At 72.0% G+C, this 18777-nt stretch carries 12 protein-coding genes; 8 read left to right on the top strand and 4 right to left on the bottom strand.

Features of this window, described 5'->3' with window-relative positions; translation table 11 throughout:
* Positions 1–6 precede the first annotated feature (6 nt).
* Positions 7–7572: an SDR family NAD(P)-dependent oxidoreductase gene (locus ABZ951_RS06985; RefSeq protein ID WP_361279291.1), complete on the bottom strand. Its 7566-nt coding sequence runs from the start codon at positions 7570–7572 to the stop codon at positions 7–9.
* Positions 7573–7842: 270 nt separating this feature from the next.
* On the opposite strand from ABZ951_RS06985, the gene ABZ951_RS06980 reads away from it, so the two are divergent.
* Genes ABZ951_RS06980 through ABZ951_RS06970 form a run of 3 tightly spaced genes read left to right on the top strand, consistent with a single transcriptional unit; the run spans position 7843 to position 10257 of the window.
* A complete protein-coding gene (locus ABZ951_RS06980; protein WP_344083716.1) occupies positions 7843–8322 on the top strand; it encodes a gamma carbonic anhydrase family protein in 480 nt (159 codons plus the stop codon).
* The gene (locus tag ABZ951_RS06975) at positions 8319–9857 is read left to right on the top strand and encodes a DHA2 family efflux MFS transporter permease subunit (protein WP_344083719.1); all 1539 of its coding nucleotides are present in this window, start codon (positions 8319–8321) and stop codon (positions 9855–9857) included. Before ABZ951_RS06980 ends, ABZ951_RS06975 begins: the two co-directional genes overlap by 4 nt.
* A 46-nt stretch (positions 9858–9903) precedes the next feature.
* On the top strand, positions 9904–10257 hold the full coding sequence (locus ABZ951_RS06970) for a hypothetical protein (RefSeq protein ID WP_344083722.1): 354 nt from the start codon (positions 9904–9906) through the stop codon (positions 10255–10257).
* A gap of 83 nt (positions 10258–10340) precedes the next feature.
* Here ABZ951_RS06970 and ABZ951_RS06965 read toward each other — a convergent pair whose 3' ends face one another.
* Entirely contained in the window at positions 10341–11012 is a 672-nt protein-coding gene (locus ABZ951_RS06965; protein WP_344083725.1) for a helix-turn-helix domain-containing protein, read from the bottom strand.
* Positions 11013–11075: 63 nt separating this feature from the next.
* Between ABZ951_RS06965 and ABZ951_RS06960 the strand changes: the two genes are divergently transcribed.
* A complete protein-coding gene (locus tag ABZ951_RS06960) occupies positions 11076–12050 on the top strand; it encodes a hypothetical protein (protein WP_344083728.1) in 975 nt (324 codons plus the stop codon).
* Here the strand turns inward: ABZ951_RS06960 and ABZ951_RS06955 are convergent, their stop codons facing one another.
* Positions 12051–13421, bottom strand: a complete 1371-nt coding sequence (locus tag ABZ951_RS06955) for an MFS transporter (protein WP_344084271.1) — start codon at positions 13419–13421, stop codon at positions 12051–12053.
* 128 nt (positions 13422–13549) lie between these two features.
* Between ABZ951_RS06955 and ABZ951_RS06950 the strand changes: the two genes are divergently transcribed.
* The 4 genes from ABZ951_RS06950 (at position 13550) to ABZ951_RS06935 (ending at position 16679) form a co-directional block, all read left to right on the top strand.
* Complete coding sequence (locus ABZ951_RS06950) at positions 13550–14485, top strand: LysR family transcriptional regulator (RefSeq protein WP_344083731.1); 936 nt, start codon at positions 13550–13552, stop codon at positions 14483–14485.
* Between the two features lie 133 nt (positions 14486–14618).
* Positions 14619–14870, top strand: a complete 252-nt coding sequence (locus ABZ951_RS06945) for a ribbon-helix-helix protein, CopG family (RefSeq protein WP_344083734.1) — start codon at positions 14619–14621, stop codon at positions 14868–14870.
* Positions 14867–15244, top strand: coding sequence for a toxin Doc (locus tag ABZ951_RS06940; protein WP_344084274.1), 378 nt, complete (start codon positions 14867–14869; stop codon positions 15242–15244). The genes ABZ951_RS06945 and ABZ951_RS06940 overlap by 4 nt, the downstream gene beginning before the upstream one ends.
* A gap of 208 nt (positions 15245–15452) precedes the next feature.
* The gene (locus ABZ951_RS06935) at positions 15453–16679 is read left to right on the top strand and encodes a cytochrome P450 (RefSeq protein ID WP_344083737.1); all 1227 of its coding nucleotides are present in this window, start codon (positions 15453–15455) and stop codon (positions 16677–16679) included.
* Here the strand turns inward: ABZ951_RS06935 and ABZ951_RS06930 are convergent.
* A complete protein-coding gene (locus ABZ951_RS06930) occupies positions 16643–18763 on the bottom strand; it encodes an MMPL family transporter (protein WP_361279283.1) in 2121 nt (706 codons plus the stop codon). The genes ABZ951_RS06935 and ABZ951_RS06930 overlap by 37 nt on opposite strands.
* Positions 18764–18777: the final 14 nt, after the last annotated feature.

The following is an 18777-nucleotide window of genomic DNA, read 5'->3' as shown; positions in this document are numbered from 1 at the left end:
CCGTGGTCAGAGGGGGGTACCCGGCTTGACCCGGCCGAGCCGCCGGACGCAGGCCCGTGCGAGACCGGTGACGTTGCCGCTGTTGAGGATCTCCATGGCGGGAAGGGCACAGCCGAGCTGCTGATGGACCGAGGTCATCAGTTCCGCCCCCATGAGCGAGTCCATGCCGAGCCCGCCCAGGGACTTGTCCGGCGGAATGCGGTCGGGCGTGGTTTGCAGAATCCGGGCGAGAATGCTGGTGAGTACCTCGGTGACCAGGGCCAGCGCCTCCTCCGGCGTCGCCGCCGCCAGGGTCTGGAGAACCTGCTTGCCGGTCCGGCCGTTGTCGTCCTCTTCGTCCGGCCGGACCGCGGAGAAGCGCGGGGCGGCGATGGCCGTGACACCGTGCCGCGTCCGGCTCCAGTCGATCCGGGCCACGACGGCGACCTCGTCCCCCCGGCCGAGCAGTGCGCCCAGAGCGGAGAACGCCTCGCGCGGAGTCACCGGGTCGAGGCCCACGCGCCCCATGAAGTCGGTCAGTTCGTTCCGCGCGACATAACCGACTTCGGCCAGGGCTCCCCAGGCCACCGCGAGGGCGGGCCTGCCGGAGCACCGCCGGGAACGGGCGAGGGCTTCGAGGAACAGGTTGGCGCCGATGTAGTTGGCCTGGTTGTGGTTGCCCAGCAACCCCGCACCCGAGGAGTACAACACGAACAGGTCGAGTTCACGGTCGCGGGTCAGCCGGTCCAGGACGTCCGCGCCCAGTGCCTTGGGCGCCAGCGACCGCCGTACGCGCTCGTCGGTGAGCTTCACCAAAGGGGCGTCGTCGAGCACCATGGCCGCGTGGACCACCCCGCGCAGGGGGTGTTCCGGCTTGTCCACCGCGTGCAGTACGGCGCTCATCGCCGCCGCGTCGGCGGCATCGGCGGTATGGGCGGTGACGGTGACGCCCCGGTCCTGGAGCTCCTTGAGGAGAGCCGGGGCCTCCGGGGCGCCGGCTCCGCGCCGGCCGACGAGCGCGAGGCGCCTGGCGCCGCGTTCGGCGAGCCAGCGCGCGGTGGCGGCACCGAAGCCGCTGAGACCACCGGTGACCAGATAGCTCGCCCGCGCGTCCGCCCGGAAGGGCGCGGGCTCCACCCGCAGGCGTGGCGGCGTCTCCAGGGAGACGACCACCTTGCCGATGTGGCGGGAGTGCTGCAGGGCCTCGAAGGCGTCGTCTACGCGGTCGGCGGGGTAGACGTGGTGGAGGATCGGGCGGTAGACGCCGTCGTGTACGTGCTGGACGACCTCCGCGAAGCACGCTGCGAAGGCCTGCGGTCGGTCACGGGCGAGCATGGCGAGGTCGACCGTACTGAAGGTGACGTTCCCCAGGAAGGGCCGCAGGAGCAGCCTGCCATTGGCGTACAGGTCGCGCTTGCCCAGTTCGATGAAGCGCCCGCCGGGCCGGAGCACCTCCAGGCCGCGGCCGATGGCCTCACCGGCCAGGGAGTTGAGCACCACATCGACGCCCCGGCCCCCGGTGAGGGACTTCACCCGCTCGGCGAAAGCCGGGCTGCGGGAATTGAGCACGTGCCGCACGCCGAGCAGCCGGAGCAGGTCCCGTTTGGCGTCCGTGCCGGCGGTTCCGATGACATGTGCCCCGGCACGCCGTGCGCACTGCAGCGCGGCCAGCCCCACGCCGCCCGCCGCCCCGTGCACCAGTACGGTCTCTCCGGGCGCCAGCCGTGCGAGATCGGCCAGGCTGTGATGCGCCGTCAGGAAAACCACCGGCAGCGTGGCCGCCGCCTCGAAGCCCATGCCGTCGGGGATGCGGGCGACGGTCGCCCGGTGCACGGCGATGTGGGAACGCAGCGTTCCGCTGCCGAAGGCGAGGACGCGGTCGCCCGGGGAGAAGGACGTGACCGCGGAACCCACGGCCGTGACGGTGCCCGCGCACTCCATGCCCACATCGGTGTCACCGGCGCGCACTTCCTGTGTTCCGTCGAGCGGAACGGCGCGCAGGGCCTGCAGCACATCACGGTAGTTCAGCGCGGCCGCGCGCACGTGGACGACGACGTCGTCCGGGCCCGGGTCCGGGATCCCGGCCGGCGACCAGACCAACTGGTAGGAGGAGCCCGGCTCGCGCAGCCCCAGGGCGAAAGCGGCCGCCGCCGAGCCCGGTCGGCTCCGGCTGAGATCCTCCCTGGCCCGCAGCCGGGGCACGAACCGGCCCGAGCGGGTGAGCAGCACCTCGTCCTCGGCCGTCGGGCCGGTGAGTTCCGCCGCCAGCCGGCCGGCGTCCGCCGCGGGTCGCCCACAGGGCTCCAGGGAGATCCGGCGGACCGCGATGTCCGGGTGCTCGTTGGTGACGCAGCGGGCCACACCCCAGGCGACAGCCGTGGTGGGGGCCAGCGGCACCTCGGGCGCGGGCAGAGCACCGGAGGGGGGTGTCACCAGCCACAGCGCCACCTCCGACGCGTCGGTGAGCCGGTCCGCGGCGCCGGCGAGGGCGCGCAGCGCCGCCACGTGCGTCAGGGCACGGTCCAGGTCCAGCACGCCCCCCGGTCCGGCACCGGGAGAGGTGTGCTCGTCCAGCAGCATCACCACGCCGGTCGCCGCCGTCCGATGCGCCCGCCCGGCGAACAGCGCGGACCAGGCGTCGGTATCGGTGGCGAGGCCGGTGCGGGCCACGGAGCACCCGGCGGTGGCACCGAGCCGCTCGGCGAGGGCGGCCGCCAGTTCCTCGCGGCCGGGCTCCGCCGCGACGATCCAGGCCCCCTCGCGGCGGTCATTGGACGGCACCTCCCCGTCCGGTGGGCTCTGCCTCTTGGCGGGTGCCGTGCCCCGGACCCGATCCGCGGGTGCGGCGCGGCGTGCCCGCTGGGCGAGCAGAACCGAGCCGTCGGCCTCGCCGGTCCGCTGGCCGTCGCCCGCGAACACGTCGCGCGGCAGAACGGCGGTGTCCCGGTAGCCCGCCTCAGTCAGCAGGCGCACCCAGGCGTCGGCGTCCAGCAATGGCGCGGCCGGGCGCACGTCCATGTCCTGTCCGCTCCAGAAGCTCGGCAGCTGCCCGAAGAGAAGAGCCAGCGCGGCGGGATCGTGGGCTTCAGCGATGAGCAGATGGCCGTCGTCGGCCAGCAGCCGGCCGAGGTGCTCCAGGGAGCGCCGCAGGTGCCGGGTGGCGTGCAGGATGTGTCCGGCCACCACGACGTCGAACGAGCCTTCCGCCATTCCCTGGCCGACCGGGTCCCGGTCCAGGTCCAGAACCCGGTAGTCCACGAAGTCATAGGTGGCGAAGCGGCTCCGGGCCCGGGGGAAGAAGGCCGCTGAGACATCGGTGAGCACGTAACGCGTACGTTCCGGGGGCAGGACGGGGAGCAGGAACGCGGTGGTCCCCCCGGTGCCGGAGCCGACCTCCAGCACGCGCAGCGGCCGGCCGGCGGGCCATGTGCCGACGACGGCCGCCATGACCGCACGGGCTGCCCGGTTCACATGCCACGTCATGCCCGAGTCTGTGTAGAACTCCTCCAGAAGGTACCGGTTGGCATCGGAGAAGACCTGCTCCACGGGATCGCGGTTGCCCCGCAGCACCTCGACGAGCTGTGTACCGCAGGTGCCGAGCAGGGTCAGGTCCACGGCGAGCCCTGGGCGCTCCTGAGCGAGCGCGCGGAACCTCTCCCGCGGTGCCGGGGCCCGTACCGTACGCCAATGGCGGTCCCGCGGGGGCGTGTCGGCGGAATCGCCGGTCTCCAGGGGCTCGACCAGGCCGTGGGCGTGTGCGGTGCGGAGCATCAGGTCGAGTGCGCGGGCGTACTGCGGGAGGGCGCCCGCGCGGATGAGGTCCCGGGGGGTGAAGACGGTCCGGCGGTCGGCCGTGTCCGGGAGCAGGGCGGCCACCGCCGCCGCTCCGAAGTGCGCCGCGAGTTCCCGTGCCGTGTCGAAGGAATCCGCCTGACCGCTGTGCCGCCAGGCTGCGCAGATGCGGCGCACCTCGTCGCGGCAGAGGCGTGCGACCTCGCCGGGGGCGGGCAGCGGGGCGGCCCCCAGGTCCTGCTCTCGTGGCGCGGCGCGCATCACGGTCGTGTAGTGCGGGCCGGGCACGCGCGCGCCCTCGTCGAACCGCCGCAGCCGACAGCCCTCAAGGGTCAGGCAGACCAGGCCGTTGGTGCTGAGCACGGTCACGTCCCACAGCGGCTCCCGGTCCGTGCGGGCCCGGGAGCGCACATGGAACCAGCCGGTGGCGGGCAGGGGGCGCCAGGCACGCACACGGTCGATGGACACCGGCAGGAAGCGGATGCCGGCGGTGCCGCCCCGGTCCAGCAGTTGAGCGCCCGCCTGCAGCGCGCCGTCGAGCAGACCGGGGTGCGCCTCGTAGCCGGAGCGGTCCGTCTCGCTGTCGTAGCGTGCCAGCACCTGGTCGTCGTCGTACACCAGGTCACCGGTGAGCACCCGGAAGGCGGGGCCGTAGGACAGGCCGAGGCGCGCGGCGCGCCGGTACAGCTCCTCCGCACTGCTCCGCCCGGTCAGGCTCCCCGCGATCCGGTCGGTGTCGACGAGCGGGGGCGTGGGGGCGTACATGCGGCGTACCCGGCCCCGGGCGTGCTGCTGCCACGTTCCGCCGGCCTCGGCGCGGCCGGCGATCTGCACCACGCCGTCGTCGGCCGAGACCGTGGTCTGGAGCTCGAGCTGGGACTCGTCGTCGAAGGGCAGGAGCAGGGCCCGCGGAATGGTGAGGTCTGTGATCTCCACGCTCGCGTCGTGGACCCGCCGCCCGGCGGCCAGGGCCATCTCCACCAATCCCGTGGCGGGCATGACGACCGTCTCCCCGACCTTGTGGTCGGCCAGCCAGGGTGCGCGCGCAGGGTCGAACGGGCCGTGCCATGCGGGCTCGGCGAGGGCGGCGCGTTCCCCGAGCAGCGGGTGGTCGATGGTCCCGTCGCCACAGCCCCTCACCCAGTCGGTGGGGTGGTACGTCCAGTGGTGCTCGCGTTCCCAGGGGTAGGCGGGCAGGTCCATCACCCGGCCGGGCCGGGGGAAGAACGTGGCCGGGTCGCTGCGGGCGCCGGCGGCCAGCAGGTGGCAGAGGGCGTGCCGGACGGCCGTCGGGCCCGGGGTGTCGCGGCTCAGGGTTTGCACGACGGCGGTGGGGGGCGCGGCCTTGCGGGAGCCGGTCAACCGCCGTAGATAACCGCAGAGCACGGGGTGCGGACCCACCTCGACGAAAATGTCGCAGCCCAGTTCCCACAGCTGTCCGGCCGCCGCCGCGAACAGTACGGGCCGGCGCAGGTTGTGCCACCAGTAGGCGGCGTCCAGTTCCCGGCCGTCCAGCAGGGTTCCTGTGGTGGGGGAGGCGTAAGGCAGGAGTGCCTGCTGGGGTTTGAGGCCGTCCAGGGCGTCCGCCAGCCGGTCCTTGAGTGGGTCCATGGCGTGACTGTGGAAGGCGTAATCCAGGCCGAGGTCGCGGAAGAAGACCCCCTGGGCCCCGAGCTGGTGTCCCAGCCTGGCCAGGGCGGCCCGGTCACCGCTGACCGTGACGTCCTGGCCGCTGTTGACCCCGGCGATCTCCAGCAGACCTTCGTACGGGGCGAGGTGGTGCCGTGCCCGGTCCTCGTCGGTGCCGATGGCCGCCATGCCCCAGTCGCCGCTCGTCGTCGCCTGCGCGCGAGAGCGTGCGACGACCACGCGAGCCGCCGCGTCCAGGCTGAGGGCTCCGGCCGCCCATGCGGCGGCCATCTCGCCCGAGCTGTGCCCCACGACCCCGCTGGGCCTTACGCCGTGCGCGCGCAGCAGGGCCACCAGACCCACCTGCACGGCGAAGAGCAGGGGCTGGGCGACGTCGGTGGTGTCCGGACGCCGGTGCCCGGGCGGTGCGGTGAGCTCCGCCAGCACCGACCAGCCGAGCACCGGGCGCAGGGCCTCGTCGGCGTCGGTGACGGCCGTACGGAACACCGGCTCCGCCTCCAGCAGGTCCGCGCCCATGCCCGGCCATTGCGAGCCGTTGCCGGAGAAGGCCAGGGCGACACTGCCGCGCTCGGCTGCGGGCACGAGCGCGCCGGCCAGCGGGTCGTCCCCGGCGGCCAGCCGGCGCAGCAGGGCCGCGGCTTCCGGCGGATCGGAGGCCAGGACCGCTGCTCGCTGCTCGTGACGGCCGCGCCGCCGGGAGGCGGTGTAGGCGAGGTCGTAGAACTCGCCGGGAGCGCACCGGTCGAGCCGGTCGGCCATGCGCCGGGCCGCCGCGACGGCCGCCCCACGGGTCCGGGCCGAGACGACGACCGGCAACCGCGTGCCGTCAGGGAGCTCCGGGGGCGTGAGCTGCGCGGGTGCCGGGCCGGCGGTGAGGACGACGTGCGCGTTGGCGCCGCCGAAACCGAAGGAATTCACGCCGACCACGGCTCGGCCGGAAGGTGCGGGGGAGAGGGGCCGGGCCTCGGTGACCGGGGCGAGGCGCCAGCCCGCGAAGTCGATCCCGGGGTTGAGCGGGTGCGTGTGGAGGTCGGCGGGTACCCGGCCGTGCCGCAGCACCAGCATGGCTTTGAGCAGGCCGGCCATGCCCGACGCCGGCTCCAGGTGGCCGAGGTGGCTCTTCACCGACCCCACCGGCAGATCCGTGCCGGGAGAACGGCGCGTCCCGAGCGCCCGGCCGACGGCCCGGCACTCCACCGGGTCGCCCACGGGCGTGCCGGTGCCGTGCATTTCCACATAGGCGACGTCATCGGCGCTGATGCCCGGGGCCGCGTACACCTGGCGCAGCAGGGCCTCCTGGGCTTCCGCGCTGGGCTGGGCGAGCCCGGGGGTGCGGCCGTCGGTGTTGACCGCGCTGCGGAGGATGACGGCATGCACCGTGTCGCCGTCCGCCACGGCGCGGGCCAGCGGCTTGAGGACGACAAGACCGCCGCCCTCCGCGCGGACGTAGCCGTCGGCTTCGGCGGAGAAGGGGCGGCACCGCCCCGTGGGCGAGAGCATCGACGCCTGGGCGAAACCGATGAACTCGAAGGGGCTGAGCAGCACATGGACGCCGGCTGCCAGCGCCATGCCGCACCGGCCCGCGCGCAGGGCCTCGCACGCGTGGTGCAGCGCCACCAGCGACGAGGAGCAGGCGGTGTCCACGACCAGGCTGGGCCCTCGCAGGTCCAGGAAGTGCGACACCCGGTTGGCGATGATCGAGGCGGCACTGCCCGTCATGGTGTAGGCGTTGCTCGACCGGGGCGTCATGCCCTGCAGGTAGGCGAACGCCTGGCTGGAGGCCCCGACATACACCGCGGTGTCCGAGCCCGCGAGAGCATCGGCCGGGATACCGGCGTGGTCAAGGGCTTCGACGGCCATCTCCAGCAGCATGCGTTGCTGGGGGTCCATCCGGCCGGCCTCGCGCGGGGACACGTTGAAGTACGCGGCGTCGAAGTCCTGGATGTTCTCCAGGAAGCCGCCGACCGTGGCGTAGGTCTTGCCGGCGCGTAGTGGGCGGGGGTCGAACCAGCGCCGGGCATCGAACCGGTCCGGCGGGAGTTCGCCGATCAGGTCGCGCCCGTCGACGAGCGCGGACCACAGGGCGTCGGTGGTGCTGATGCCGCCGGGCAGCCGACAGGCGGTGCCCACCACCGCGATCGCATCGTTCACCTCGGGCTCCCCGGATCGTCGAGGCCATGGCCGGAAGGAGATAGGCCGATCGGGGGAAATTCTTTCCGCCGACGCCCCGGTGAAGCGCTGCATCGAGAAGTCATATGAACCGATGACATGACATGCACCTCCTCCGTGAACAGCCGAATCTTCCAGCCACTTCCGGGCAGTCACACTGGGGGAGGGGATTTGGTGGAGGAGCGTGGGCAGGACCATAACGGTGCGTTCATCGGCGCCATTTCGGGGCGTGCGCCCGACATCCATCCCACGGTGTTCATCGCGCCGACCGCGGTCGTCCTCGGGCCGGTCGCCCTCGCGGCCCGGAGCAGCGTGTGGTTCCACGCCGTACTGCGCGCGGACGGCGATGCGATCACCGTGGGAGCGGAGTCGAACATCCAGGACGGTGCGGTCCTGCACACCGACCCGGGATACCCCATTCGTCTCGGCGCCCGGGTCTCCGTCGGCCACCACGCCACCCTGCACGGCTGCGAGGTGGGAGACGACGTGCTGATCGGCATGGGCGCCACCGTGCTGGACGGCAGCCGCATCGGCTCACGCTGCGTCGTGGCAGCGGGCACCGTGGTGCAGGAGAACCGCCGGATCCCGCCCGGATCCCTGGTGGCGGGATCGGAAGCGCCTGTCGTCCGCCCGCTGGACGACCAGCACCTCGACCTCATCAAGACAGCCACCCAGTGGTACCTCGCCCTGCCCCGGCTCCACTCGCCGCCCGGAGCGGGGCCCCACCCGTGACCGGAGAGGTCGCCGGCACCCGCGCCACCACCGTCCGACGACCCCGGTACATCCTCGGCGTGCTCTCCAGCTCCGTATTCATGGCCATGCTCGACAACCTCGCGATGAACAACGCACTGCCCCACATCGGGGCGGAACTGGGGGCGGGGCTCAGCGGGCTCCAATGGGTGGTGGCGGGCTACACGCTCGTCCTCGCGGCCACCCTGCTGTCCGCATCGGCCATCGGCGGCCGGATCGGCCATCGGCCGGCGTTCCTCGCCGGGCTGGTGACCTTCATCGCGGGCTCCGCCCTCGGTGCCGCTGCGGGCGACTTGACCTCCCTCATGGCCGGCCGGGCGGTGCAGGGCCTGGGGGCGGCCATGGTCCTGCCGGCGAGCACCGCCCTGCTCCGCCATACCTTCACCGAGGACCGGCGGCGCGCCCGTGCCCTGGGCGTCAGAGGCGCGGCCGGGGGCCTCGGCGTGGCGCTGGGGCCCTCGGTGGGAGGGCCGCTGGTCGACTGGCTCGGCTGGCGCAGTGTGCTGTGGATCAACATCCCCATCGGCGCTGCCGCACTGGTCCTCGCGCTGCGGGTGCTGCCCCGTCCGGCTCCGGCCCCGGCCCGCTGGGACCCCGCCGGGCAGCTGCTCGCTGTCCTCGGCCCGGGCAGCCTGGTCTACGCCCTGGTTCAGGGCCCTGTCGACGGCTGGCGGGCCCCGCTCGTCATCGTCGCTCTCGTGGTGACGGCGCTGGCGCTGCCCGTCTTCGTCCTCATCGAGTCGCGAGGCACCGACCCCATGCTGGACGTGCGGCTGCTGCTCGACCGGCTGTGGGCGGGAGCAGCCCTGGCCTGCTTCACCGCCAGCGCGGGCCTGTTCGGGGGCCTGTTCTTTCTGACCCTGTACCTCCAGGATGTCCTCGGCTGGTCGGCCACAGGGGCAGGCATGTTGTTCCTCTCCGCCTCGGCGTTCATCGTCCTCACCGCCCCCGCCGCCGGAATCCTGACCGCGCGGTACGGGGCGCGTACGCCCCTTGTCGCCGGGCTGGCGCTGTGCGCCCTGGCCCTGGCGGGCATCGGCCGGTACGGCAGGGACGCCGCGTACGCCGAGTTCTGGTGGCTGCTCCCGCTCCTCGGCGCCGGGGCCGGGCTGGCCTTCGTCCCCGCGATGGTCGCCGTCGTCCAGCGGTCACCGGTCGGTCGCACAGCCGTGGCCTCGGCGGTCATGGACATGCTCCGGGAGCTCGGCGGGGTCGTGGGCGTAGCCGCGCTGGGTGCGATCCTCACCGCCCGGATGCGCCAGTCCCTGTTCGAACGGGCCGTAGAGGCCGGGATGCCGGATGCCTCGGCTCATGAACTGGTCCGGTCGGCCATCTCCCTGGGCCCGGCCGCGAGCCTCGACCCACCGGGCGCGGGCCCGGCACCGGCGCGAGTCACCGTCTGGGCGGAGGAGTCCTTCGTCGAGGGCCTGCGGCTGGCGCTGTGCTGCACCGCGGCGGCCCTGGGGTGCGCCGCCATCGCGGTCACGGTGCTTCTGCGGGGCCCGCGGCCCCGGTGATGGCGGCCGGTGACTACGCGAGAACCGGCCGGCGCTCGGCGACAAGTTGCTGGCCATCACGGCCAGGGACGACGAGGCCGCCTTCGAATGGTGCTGCGATGAGATTGGCCTTCCCGTCCGGACCGCGCGCCAGTACCGGCACACCGCTCGCCTAAGCACGTCAGCGGTGCGGCAGTTCGTGGCCGACAGCGGCGTGCACATGTCCTACAACGTCCTGCGCGAAGGCGCCCGGCTCGGGTCGGGCGGCTTGCCGCACGACGAGGGGTACGGCATCCTGCGGTCGCTGCTGGACGAAGCCCGTACCTCGGGAGCCGGCTGCGTGCTGGTGCGTCCCGGTACCGACAGGCCCTGGGCGCAGGCCAGCCGGTGCGGTCCGCGGTGCACTGGCGCATGGTGTTGACGTCCTCGCGCTTCCGCTTCGCCGAGCCTCATGGTGACGGTCGGGTAGTGGAACTGTCTGAATGCCTCGGCTGGGCTGCGGAGTTACTGGGGGAGCCGTAGCTCCTGCGACGCCTGGTCTGCGTCGGCGTGGAGTCCGTGGCAGAGCAGGTTGAATGCCTGGGCTGCCGCTGTGGCGACATTGTCCCGGGCGTCGGTGGGTGGTTCACCGGACAGGATTCGTTGTTGCAGTTCGCGCAGGGCGGCCCGGTGTGTGCCGGCGATGGCCCCTGCGAGGAGCCTGAACATTGAGTGGTTGCCCTGGTTCCATCTGGTGGAGGTATTCGGCGGGTGTTCGGCCAGGGCGGCCGCCAGCGCGGCCTCGGCGCGTTCGCTGATCTCGCGTTCGCGTGCGCGCAGCGCGGCGCTGTCGTGGATGACCTGCCAGAACCGCGGCGCGTCGGGGTGCAGCCCGAGCGCGGGGTCTTCGCGCCGCAGGGCGGTCAGCAGGTCGTCGCGGATGGTCTCCACCGGGCAGGCGCCGGGGGCACGGTTGCGTACCAGTGTGGCGAGATGGCCCTCTACTTCTGCCTGGCGATCGAAGAAGAGGTCTTCCTTGGTGGGGAAGTAGTTGAACACGGTGTTGGTGGAGACGCCTGCGTGTCGTGCCACCTCGGCGACCGTGACCTGGTCGAAGCCGTGCTCCAGGAAGAGGGGCAGGGCTGAGTCGGCGATCGCCGTGCGGGTCTGCTGCTTCTTGGTCTCTCGAAGGCCCATGCCCAGATGATAGAGTCACCACAAATTTGCAGTGACACCAAGATTTCTGAAGTGGGGTAAAGCGTGACTTTGCACTTCGGTATCTATCCCGGCGGGATCCTGGGCGACGAACAGGGCATCGTCCACCCGGTCCGCCCGGACGTGCCGGACCGCATCACCGAGGCGCTTGACACGCTCCAAGGCGACACGGCCGGCCTGTCGGTGCGCGCCTACCACTCGTTCGCCGCGACCGTGACGCCGCTGGAACCGCCCACGCCCGCCGATCCTGCGACATATCTCCAACGGGGCCGCAAGCTGGACCTCGTGCTGCAGTTCCGTGAGCCGTCCGGCGAATTGGAGGGGTGGCTGGAGTTCGTCCGCGAGGCCGTCCGCACCGGCGGGCCGAACCTGGCATCCGTCCAGATCTGCGAAGAGCCCAACGCCGACCTGCCTGTGGTCGACGGCAGCATCCCCAACGTTCTGAATGCGCTGATCGAGGGGGTTGTCGCGGCCAAGCAGGAGGCGCGGGCCCTGGGTCACAGTGTGGCGGTCGGATTCAACGCCGTGCCGACCTTCAACCCGGCCGACACCTTCTGGTCCGAGCTCGGCACCCTGGCCGACGACCGCTTCCGGCAGAGCCTGGACTACGTCGGCCTGGACTTTTTCCCGGACGTGTTCCGTCCCATCGCCGCTGAGCAGTTGGCGGAAGTGGTCACTGCGGTCCTCACCGCGTTCCGGCGCACCGACCTTCAGAGAGTCGGCATCCCCGACAGCGTCGCGGTCCGCATCTGCGAGAACGGCTGGCCCACCGGACCGGACCGCAGCGAGCAGCGACAGGCCGCGGTCCTCGAAACCGTCGTGCGAACCGTGGCCGCCCTCTCCGCCGACCTGAACATTGACGGATACTCGTTCTTCGCCCTGCGAGACGCCGACAGCACCGCCGAGGGACTCTTCCACCGCTTCGGCCTGATGCGCGACGACTACACCCCCAAGCCGGCCTTCGAAACATACCGGCGCCTCATCAACGAACTGGGCAGCCCGCCGGTCGCGCCGCACTGATCACCGGAGGTCACGTAGGTCTTTCCTTGCCGGAGTGATCGGGTGGCTCGCCGGCCCTCGCAGCCGAACCGGGGACGTACGTTCTCCACGTAGTCGGCGATAGCCTCCACCGCCCGGTCCCTCACCGACAGCACGTTGCGACGACTCCGGCTCGGCGGTAGGCGCTGTCCTGCGGCGGGGGAGCAGCAGCGGAGTCGTCAGCAGAAGCACACCGGCCAGACCGATGGCCGTGCGCGGGCCGAGCAGGCTGCCCAGCACACCCCAGGCTGCTGTCAGAAGCGCGGTCGTGGCTTTGGTCGTCACGGCCCAGGCGGACAGTGTGCGGGTGACCCGGTCGGCCGGAGTGCGCTGGAGGCGGTAGGTGGTGGAGACGGGATTGAAGACTCCGCAACAGAAGATGAGCCCGAATTCGACGCACATCACCAGCACCAGCCCACCGGTCCCCGGTCCCACGAAGGCCAGGCCGACCGGCCAGACCGCGCGCAGCGCCCCGGCCGCGACCAGCACCCGGTGCCGGCCGAACCGGGTGACGAGCGGCGGGGTCAGCCGCGAACCGAGCAGGCCGCCGATAGCGGGGACGGCGAAGGCGAGACCGTACTGCCACGGCGCGAACCCGAGCCGGCCGAGCATCAGGACGGCCAGCAGTGGCGAGGCGGCCATCACCAGGCCGTTGAAGAGCGCGGTGTTGAAGAACAGCGGACGCAGCGTCGGGTCGGCGAGGACGAGCCGCCAGCCGTCGAGCAGATCCCCGGCCTTCATGCGCGCCGCCTCCCTGCGCCCGGGCGGTGGCTCGTGGTCGCTGCCCGTCGCGCGGATGCCGAGGGCCGAGAGCAGGTAGCTGACCGCGTCGGCCACCACCGTCGCCACCGGGCCGAGCAGCCCGATCATGGCGCCGCCCAGCGGCGGTCCGACGATCGTGGTCGTCCAGGCCGTGGACTCCAGCCGGGCGTTGGCGACGAGCAGGTCCTCGGCCGGCAGCAGCGTCTTCAGGTACGCGCCGGAGGCGGCGCGGAAGGTGATGTCGGCCGCCGCGACGACGACCGCGACCAGCAGGAGCTGGAGGAAGGTGAGCGCGCCGAGGGCGAACGCGGCGGGGATCGTCAGCAGGGCGACGCACCGCACCAGGTCCGTCGTGATCAGCACCGGCCGCTTGCGGCGGAACTCCACCCACGGTCCGAGCGGCACCGCCACGGCGGCGCCCACGGCCGTTCCCACGGCGGAGAGGGCGGCGACCTGGGCCGGTCCGGCGTCCAGCACCTCGATGGCGATCAGCGGGAACGCGCCGAAGGCGAGCCACGTGCCCAGCGCGCTGGTCCCGTAGGCCGCCCGGAGCCACCCGAACCGCCGCCCCAGCCGATGCCCGCCCCGCACGCCCACGCCCGCCCTCTCGCACAACCAACCAGCTAGCAAAAGCATCAAAGCGAGCGCCATCACTACTGGTCAAACAACTACAGGGCCTCTACCGCACAACCATTGGTTGTGTGGCTAGGGTGGCAGGTATGGACTTCAACGCCGTCCGGACCTTTGTCGCCGTCGCCGACGCGGGACAGTTCCAGGTAGCCGCCGTCGAGCTGGCCGTCACGCAGCAGGCCGTCTCCAAGCGCGTCGCCGCGCTCGAGCGCGACCTCGGTGTGCGGTTGTTCACCCGCACCGCGCGCGGTGCCGAGCTCACCATCGACGGACAGGCACTTCTGCCGCACGCGCGTGAGCTGCTGCGCGTGGCCGAGCGCGCGGCCGCGTCGGTGCACGCCGGGCACAGGCCGCTGCGCGTCGACGTGATCGCTTCGCGCAGCGCACAGTCGGCGCTGATGCGCGGCTTCCACCGCGCGCACCCCGAGACGGACCTCGACGTGGTGATGCTCTTCGATATCGACACGGCCGTCGAGGCCATCCGCTCCGGTGCGATCGACGCGTCCTTCCGCGCCGTCGCCGCGCCCGGGCACCCCCTTCCCGAGGACATCGAATGCGTCCGGGTGCTCGATGAGAACCTTCAGCTCCTCACCGGCCCCGCGCACGCGCTGGCCGCGGCCCGCTCAGTGACCGTCGCGCAGCTCGCGGGGCACCGGATCTGGATGCCCGGTATCGTCCCCGGCACCGAGTGGGCCGCCTACTACGACGACCTCGTCGCCGAGTTCGGCCTCACCATCGAGGCGACCGGCCCCAACTTCGGCTCCGACGCGCTCCTCGACACCATCGCCGACACCCCGGCCCTGGCCACCTTCATGGGCGCCGACTCCCGCCTCGTCTGGCCCGCCGGCCACGGCTTGCGCCGTATTCCGGTGACCGATCCGACCCCTGTCTACCCGCACTCGCTCCTGTGGCACCGCGACAATCCCCACCCGGCGCTTGGCACACTCCGCGCCCACCTGACCGCCACCACGGCCGGCCACGGCGCCGCCGGGACCTGGACGCCCAGCTGGGCGCTCCCGTGCTGAACACCGCCGCGCCTTCGGCCACCACGGTCCGGGAAGAGCCCGGCACCGGGCGGACCCCGCTGGGCGCCTGGAAAATCTGAGGGATTCCGCTGAACCTGTACCTGTGCTGTACGCCCTGCTGTACGGTCGGGGCATGGCATCGAAACCTGTGACGATCCGGGTCCCCGAGGAACTCCACGCGCGGCTCCAGGAGCGTGCCGAGGCCGAGGGCACCACGGTGACCGCGCTCATCACCGAGGCCGCGATCAATGCTGTGCGCGATCCCCGCCTGGAAGGTGCGGCCGAGGTGTTCCGTGCCTTTGTCGCGGACAATGCCGATGTGTTCGACGCGGCCTTCCCCGACGACGCCCCCGACCGGCTGGACGCTCCGGGGCGGGCCGCCTGACTGTGGAGCTCCACATCGATATCCGGTGGCTCCTGGAGCGTCAGGCGGAGGTCCTGCCCAAGGCGCCCGTCATCCACGATTTCAGCTGTCTCGTCGCGGCGGTCGGACGTCACCGCGTCAACACCCCCAAGGTCGGCGCGCTCGTCGACAACGCCTGGCGCGCGGCCGCGCTCATGCACGCCGTCATCCGGCTGCGTCCGCTCCCGGCCCGCAACGCGCTGTTCGGCGCGGGCATCGTCGTGGCGTACATGAACGCCGCCGGGGAGGGCATCGACGCCCCGTACGGCGCGCTGATAGACCTCGCCCGCGACATCGACGCCGGGCGCAGTGACGCGTACGCCGCTGCCGACCGCATCCGCGCCTGGCGGATCTGACCACCTGGCCCCAGTCATCCGGGACGCCCACCTCCGCACCCCGGCAGGTATGCGCGTTGCCCGGCCTTTCCGCCGGTTCGGCTGAATCGGCGGAAAGGCTCGCCTCCGGTGAGCGGCGGGGCGCTACGGTCCGGGTGTGAGCAGTCGTCACCGCCGCTGCCTTGCTGTGCCCCTCCTGTCTCTCCTGGCGCGTCTGCATGCTCTGCGCATGCGCGCAACGGGCGGAAGGGGCGCTGGATTCCCAGCGGCAGCGCTGCTGCCCGATTCCATATCGGACGCCCTGCGCCGTGAGGGGCTGGACCCCGTCGTCGGCGCAGCCGGGGAGGGCGGATCGGAACCGATCGTCAGCGTGGCCAAGTGGTTCGGCGTGAACGCCTGGCTGGTCACCGGCCGTGACGAGGTCAAGGCTGTTCTCAGTCAGGCGGACGCGTTCAGTAACGACTTCTCCCGTTTGGTGGAGCAGGCGGGCGTCGACGCGGGACGCAATCCTGGGGGGCTGGGATTCACCGACCCGCCCGATCACACCAGGCTCCGCCGCCTGCTGACCCCGGAATTCACCCTCCGGCGGCTCGTGCGACTTGCTCCCGTGATTGACGAGATCATTGAGACCAGGCTCGACGCGATGGCGGGCGCAGCCGGCCCTGTCGACTTGGTGCAGTCGTTCGCCCTGCCCCTTCCCGCTCTGACACTCTGCGAACTGCTCGGCGTTCCGCACGCAGGACGAGCGGAGTTCCAGAAACTGAGCATGGCCCGTTTCGACGCGTCCGATGGACCTGACGGAATCCTCGGTGCGACGTCGAGTTCCATGACAGAGCTCGTCGAACTCGTGCGACAGCAGCGCGTATCCCCGGGGAACGGCCTGATCGGCATGCTCGTCCGCGAGCACGGCGACGAGATCGACGACAGGGAACTCGCCGGCCTGGTCGACGGAGTACTGATCGGCGGGCTGGAGACAACGGCAAGCATGCTGGCCTTGGGCACCCTGATTCTCCTGCAGGACCCCGAGACATGCCGCCGGATCCGCGACGGACAGATCTCCGTCGACGGGCCGGTGGAGGAACTTTTGCGCTACCTCTCCGTGGTCCAGGTGGCGTTCCCGCGGTTCGCCCGGCGGCATATCGTCATCTCCGGGGTGAGAATAGCGAGGGGAGACCTGGTGCTGTGTTCGCTCAGTGCCGCCAACCGCGACGGCTCCTACGGCCCGGGCGCCGGGGAATTCGATCCGGCCCGCCACGTTCCGGCCCACTTGGCCTTCGGTCACGGAATTCACCGCTGCATCGGCGCCGAGTTGGCGAGAATGGAGCTACGGGCCGCCTACCCCGCGCTGCTACGACGCTTCCCGGCCATGCGTCTGGCGATCGAACCGGAGGAGGCGGCTTTCCGGGAGCTCTCCATCGTCTACGGCCTCCGGTCCCTGCCGGTCTTCCTGACGTGACGATCCGGGCCCGGCAGCCACCAGTTCGCCCGGCCGGCGAGCTGCATCACCGCGGGGACGAGCAGCGCGCGGATGAGAGTGCAGTCCAACAGGACCGCCATGGCCAGCCCGGCACCCACCACCTGCAAGTGCAGCAGGTCCGACAGCGCGAGTGAGGCCGAGACGGTCGCGAACACGACGGCTGCCGAGGTGAACAGCCTCCCGCTGTGTTGCAGGCCGGTGGCCACGGCGGTCGGCGTGGAAGCACCACGACGGTGCTCCTCGACGATGCGTGACAGCAGGAACATCTCGTAGTCCATGGAGAGACCGAACACGATCGAGAACATCATCGGCGCAATCACATCGGTGACGCCCACGCCCCGGGGCCCGGAGAACGGGCCGGCCGACCACCCTTCCTGGAAGACGGCCACCAGGAACCCGAAGGTGGCCAGCAGGCTCAGGGCGTTCAGGAGCAGTGCCTTGACCGGTATGAGGAAGCTGCGGGCGAACGCCGAGATCAGCACGAACGTGACGCAGGCCGCGATGCCGACGGCCGGCGGCAGCCGTGCGGTCAGCGCCTCCTCCACGTCCGCCAACTGGGCTCCCGCCCCGCCGACAAGCGCCGGCACCGGAGCGGGCAGTCCACGAAGCCTCTCGGCCAGGGCCCTCGCCTCCGGCGTGAGGGTACCCGCGGCAGGAGGAGCAGCGGGGGAGGGAACCACCGACAGCCACGTGGTGGTGCCGGCCGCATACCGGTCGGCACTGCCGGCCGGCAGCTCCGACCTCCGGCTCTGCTGGTAGGCGCCGCTGGCCGTATCCACACGCCGCACGCCCGGGACGCGGGACAACCGGCGGGCGTACGCGTCGAGGGCGTCCGCGGAACGTGCGGCCCGCAGACCGGGAAGCACGACGAACGCCCCCTGTGACGCGTTCGCCGCGAAGTCGGTGCGCACTTCCCGGGTCGTCCGGGCGACGGGGGAGGACTGTGGGAGCAGCCGGTCGCCGTACATGCCGAACCTCGTCAGGGCCGACGGTGCGGCCAGGAGCCCCAGAAGCAGCAGCACGCCGAGCGTGACCGCTGCCGGGCGCCGCGTCACCCACATGGCCAGCCGGTACCACGCCCCCGCCCCTTCACCGGGGCGAACCTTTCCGCGAGGGCGCAGCCGGGCGAAGACGTCCCAGCGGTTCACATGTTCCCCGAGCAGCACCAGCAGAGCCGGAACCACCACCAGCACCGCCGCGACGGAGGCCAGCACCACCGTGACACCGCCGTAGGCGATCGACCGGACCAGGGGGAGCGGGAAGAGCAGCAACGTGGCCAGGCACACGGCGACGATGGCCCCGGAGAACCTCACGGCACGCCCGGCCGTCCGCAGCGTGGCCCGCAGGGCCGGGCCGGGAGCTGCCCCCTCAGCCAGTTCCTCCCGGAAGCGGCTGACCAGGAGCAGGCAGTAATCGACGGCGAGCCCGAACCCCAGGGCCGTGGTGATATTGAGAGCGAACGCCGACACCGGGGTGACCTCGGTGAGCAGGCGCAGGAACGCTGTGGTGGTGACGACGGCGAGTACACCCACCACCACCGGGATCAGCGCCGCCACCGCACTCCCGAGCGCCCACAGCAGGACCAGCAGCACCAGGGGCACCGTGACGGTCTCGGCCAGGCGCAGTCCGCGCTCGCTCAGACGATCGCTCTCGGAGAGGACGGCGACCTTTCCGGCTGCGGAGATACGCAAGGGGCCGGCTTGCCCCGTGTACCGGGCGATGACGTCGTCCCCGGCGGAGCGCGCCGCGCGTTCGTCCCCTCGGAAGCGGACGAGCACCAGTGCTCGGCGCCCGTCGGCCGTACGTAACTCGGCGGGCCCATGCGGCCAGTAGCCGCGTACCCATACGGTGCGAGGGTCGGCCGCGAGTCGGCGGGTGAGGTCCTGGCCCGCCCTCGCGGCCTCCGCGTCGTCGACGGATCCGGAAGCCGTGGCGCGGAGCAACAGGTGTGGTTCCCCGGCGCCGAAACGGGAGACCAGAACGGCGTCGGCGCGCAGTGACTCGGCCGAGGCAGGCATGATCGTCTCAGCGGACAGCAGGGGCTGGAGACCGTGCGCTCCCACGGCCGCCCCACACC

It is taken from the genome of Streptomyces sp. NPDC046215, assembly GCF_040646215.1.
Taxonomy (GTDB): domain Bacteria; phylum Actinomycetota; class Actinomycetes; order Streptomycetales; family Streptomycetaceae; genus Streptomyces; species Streptomyces stramineus.
The sequence above is the reverse complement of the archived record's forward strand: the minus strand, read 5'-3'. Positions and strand labels throughout refer to the sequence as shown.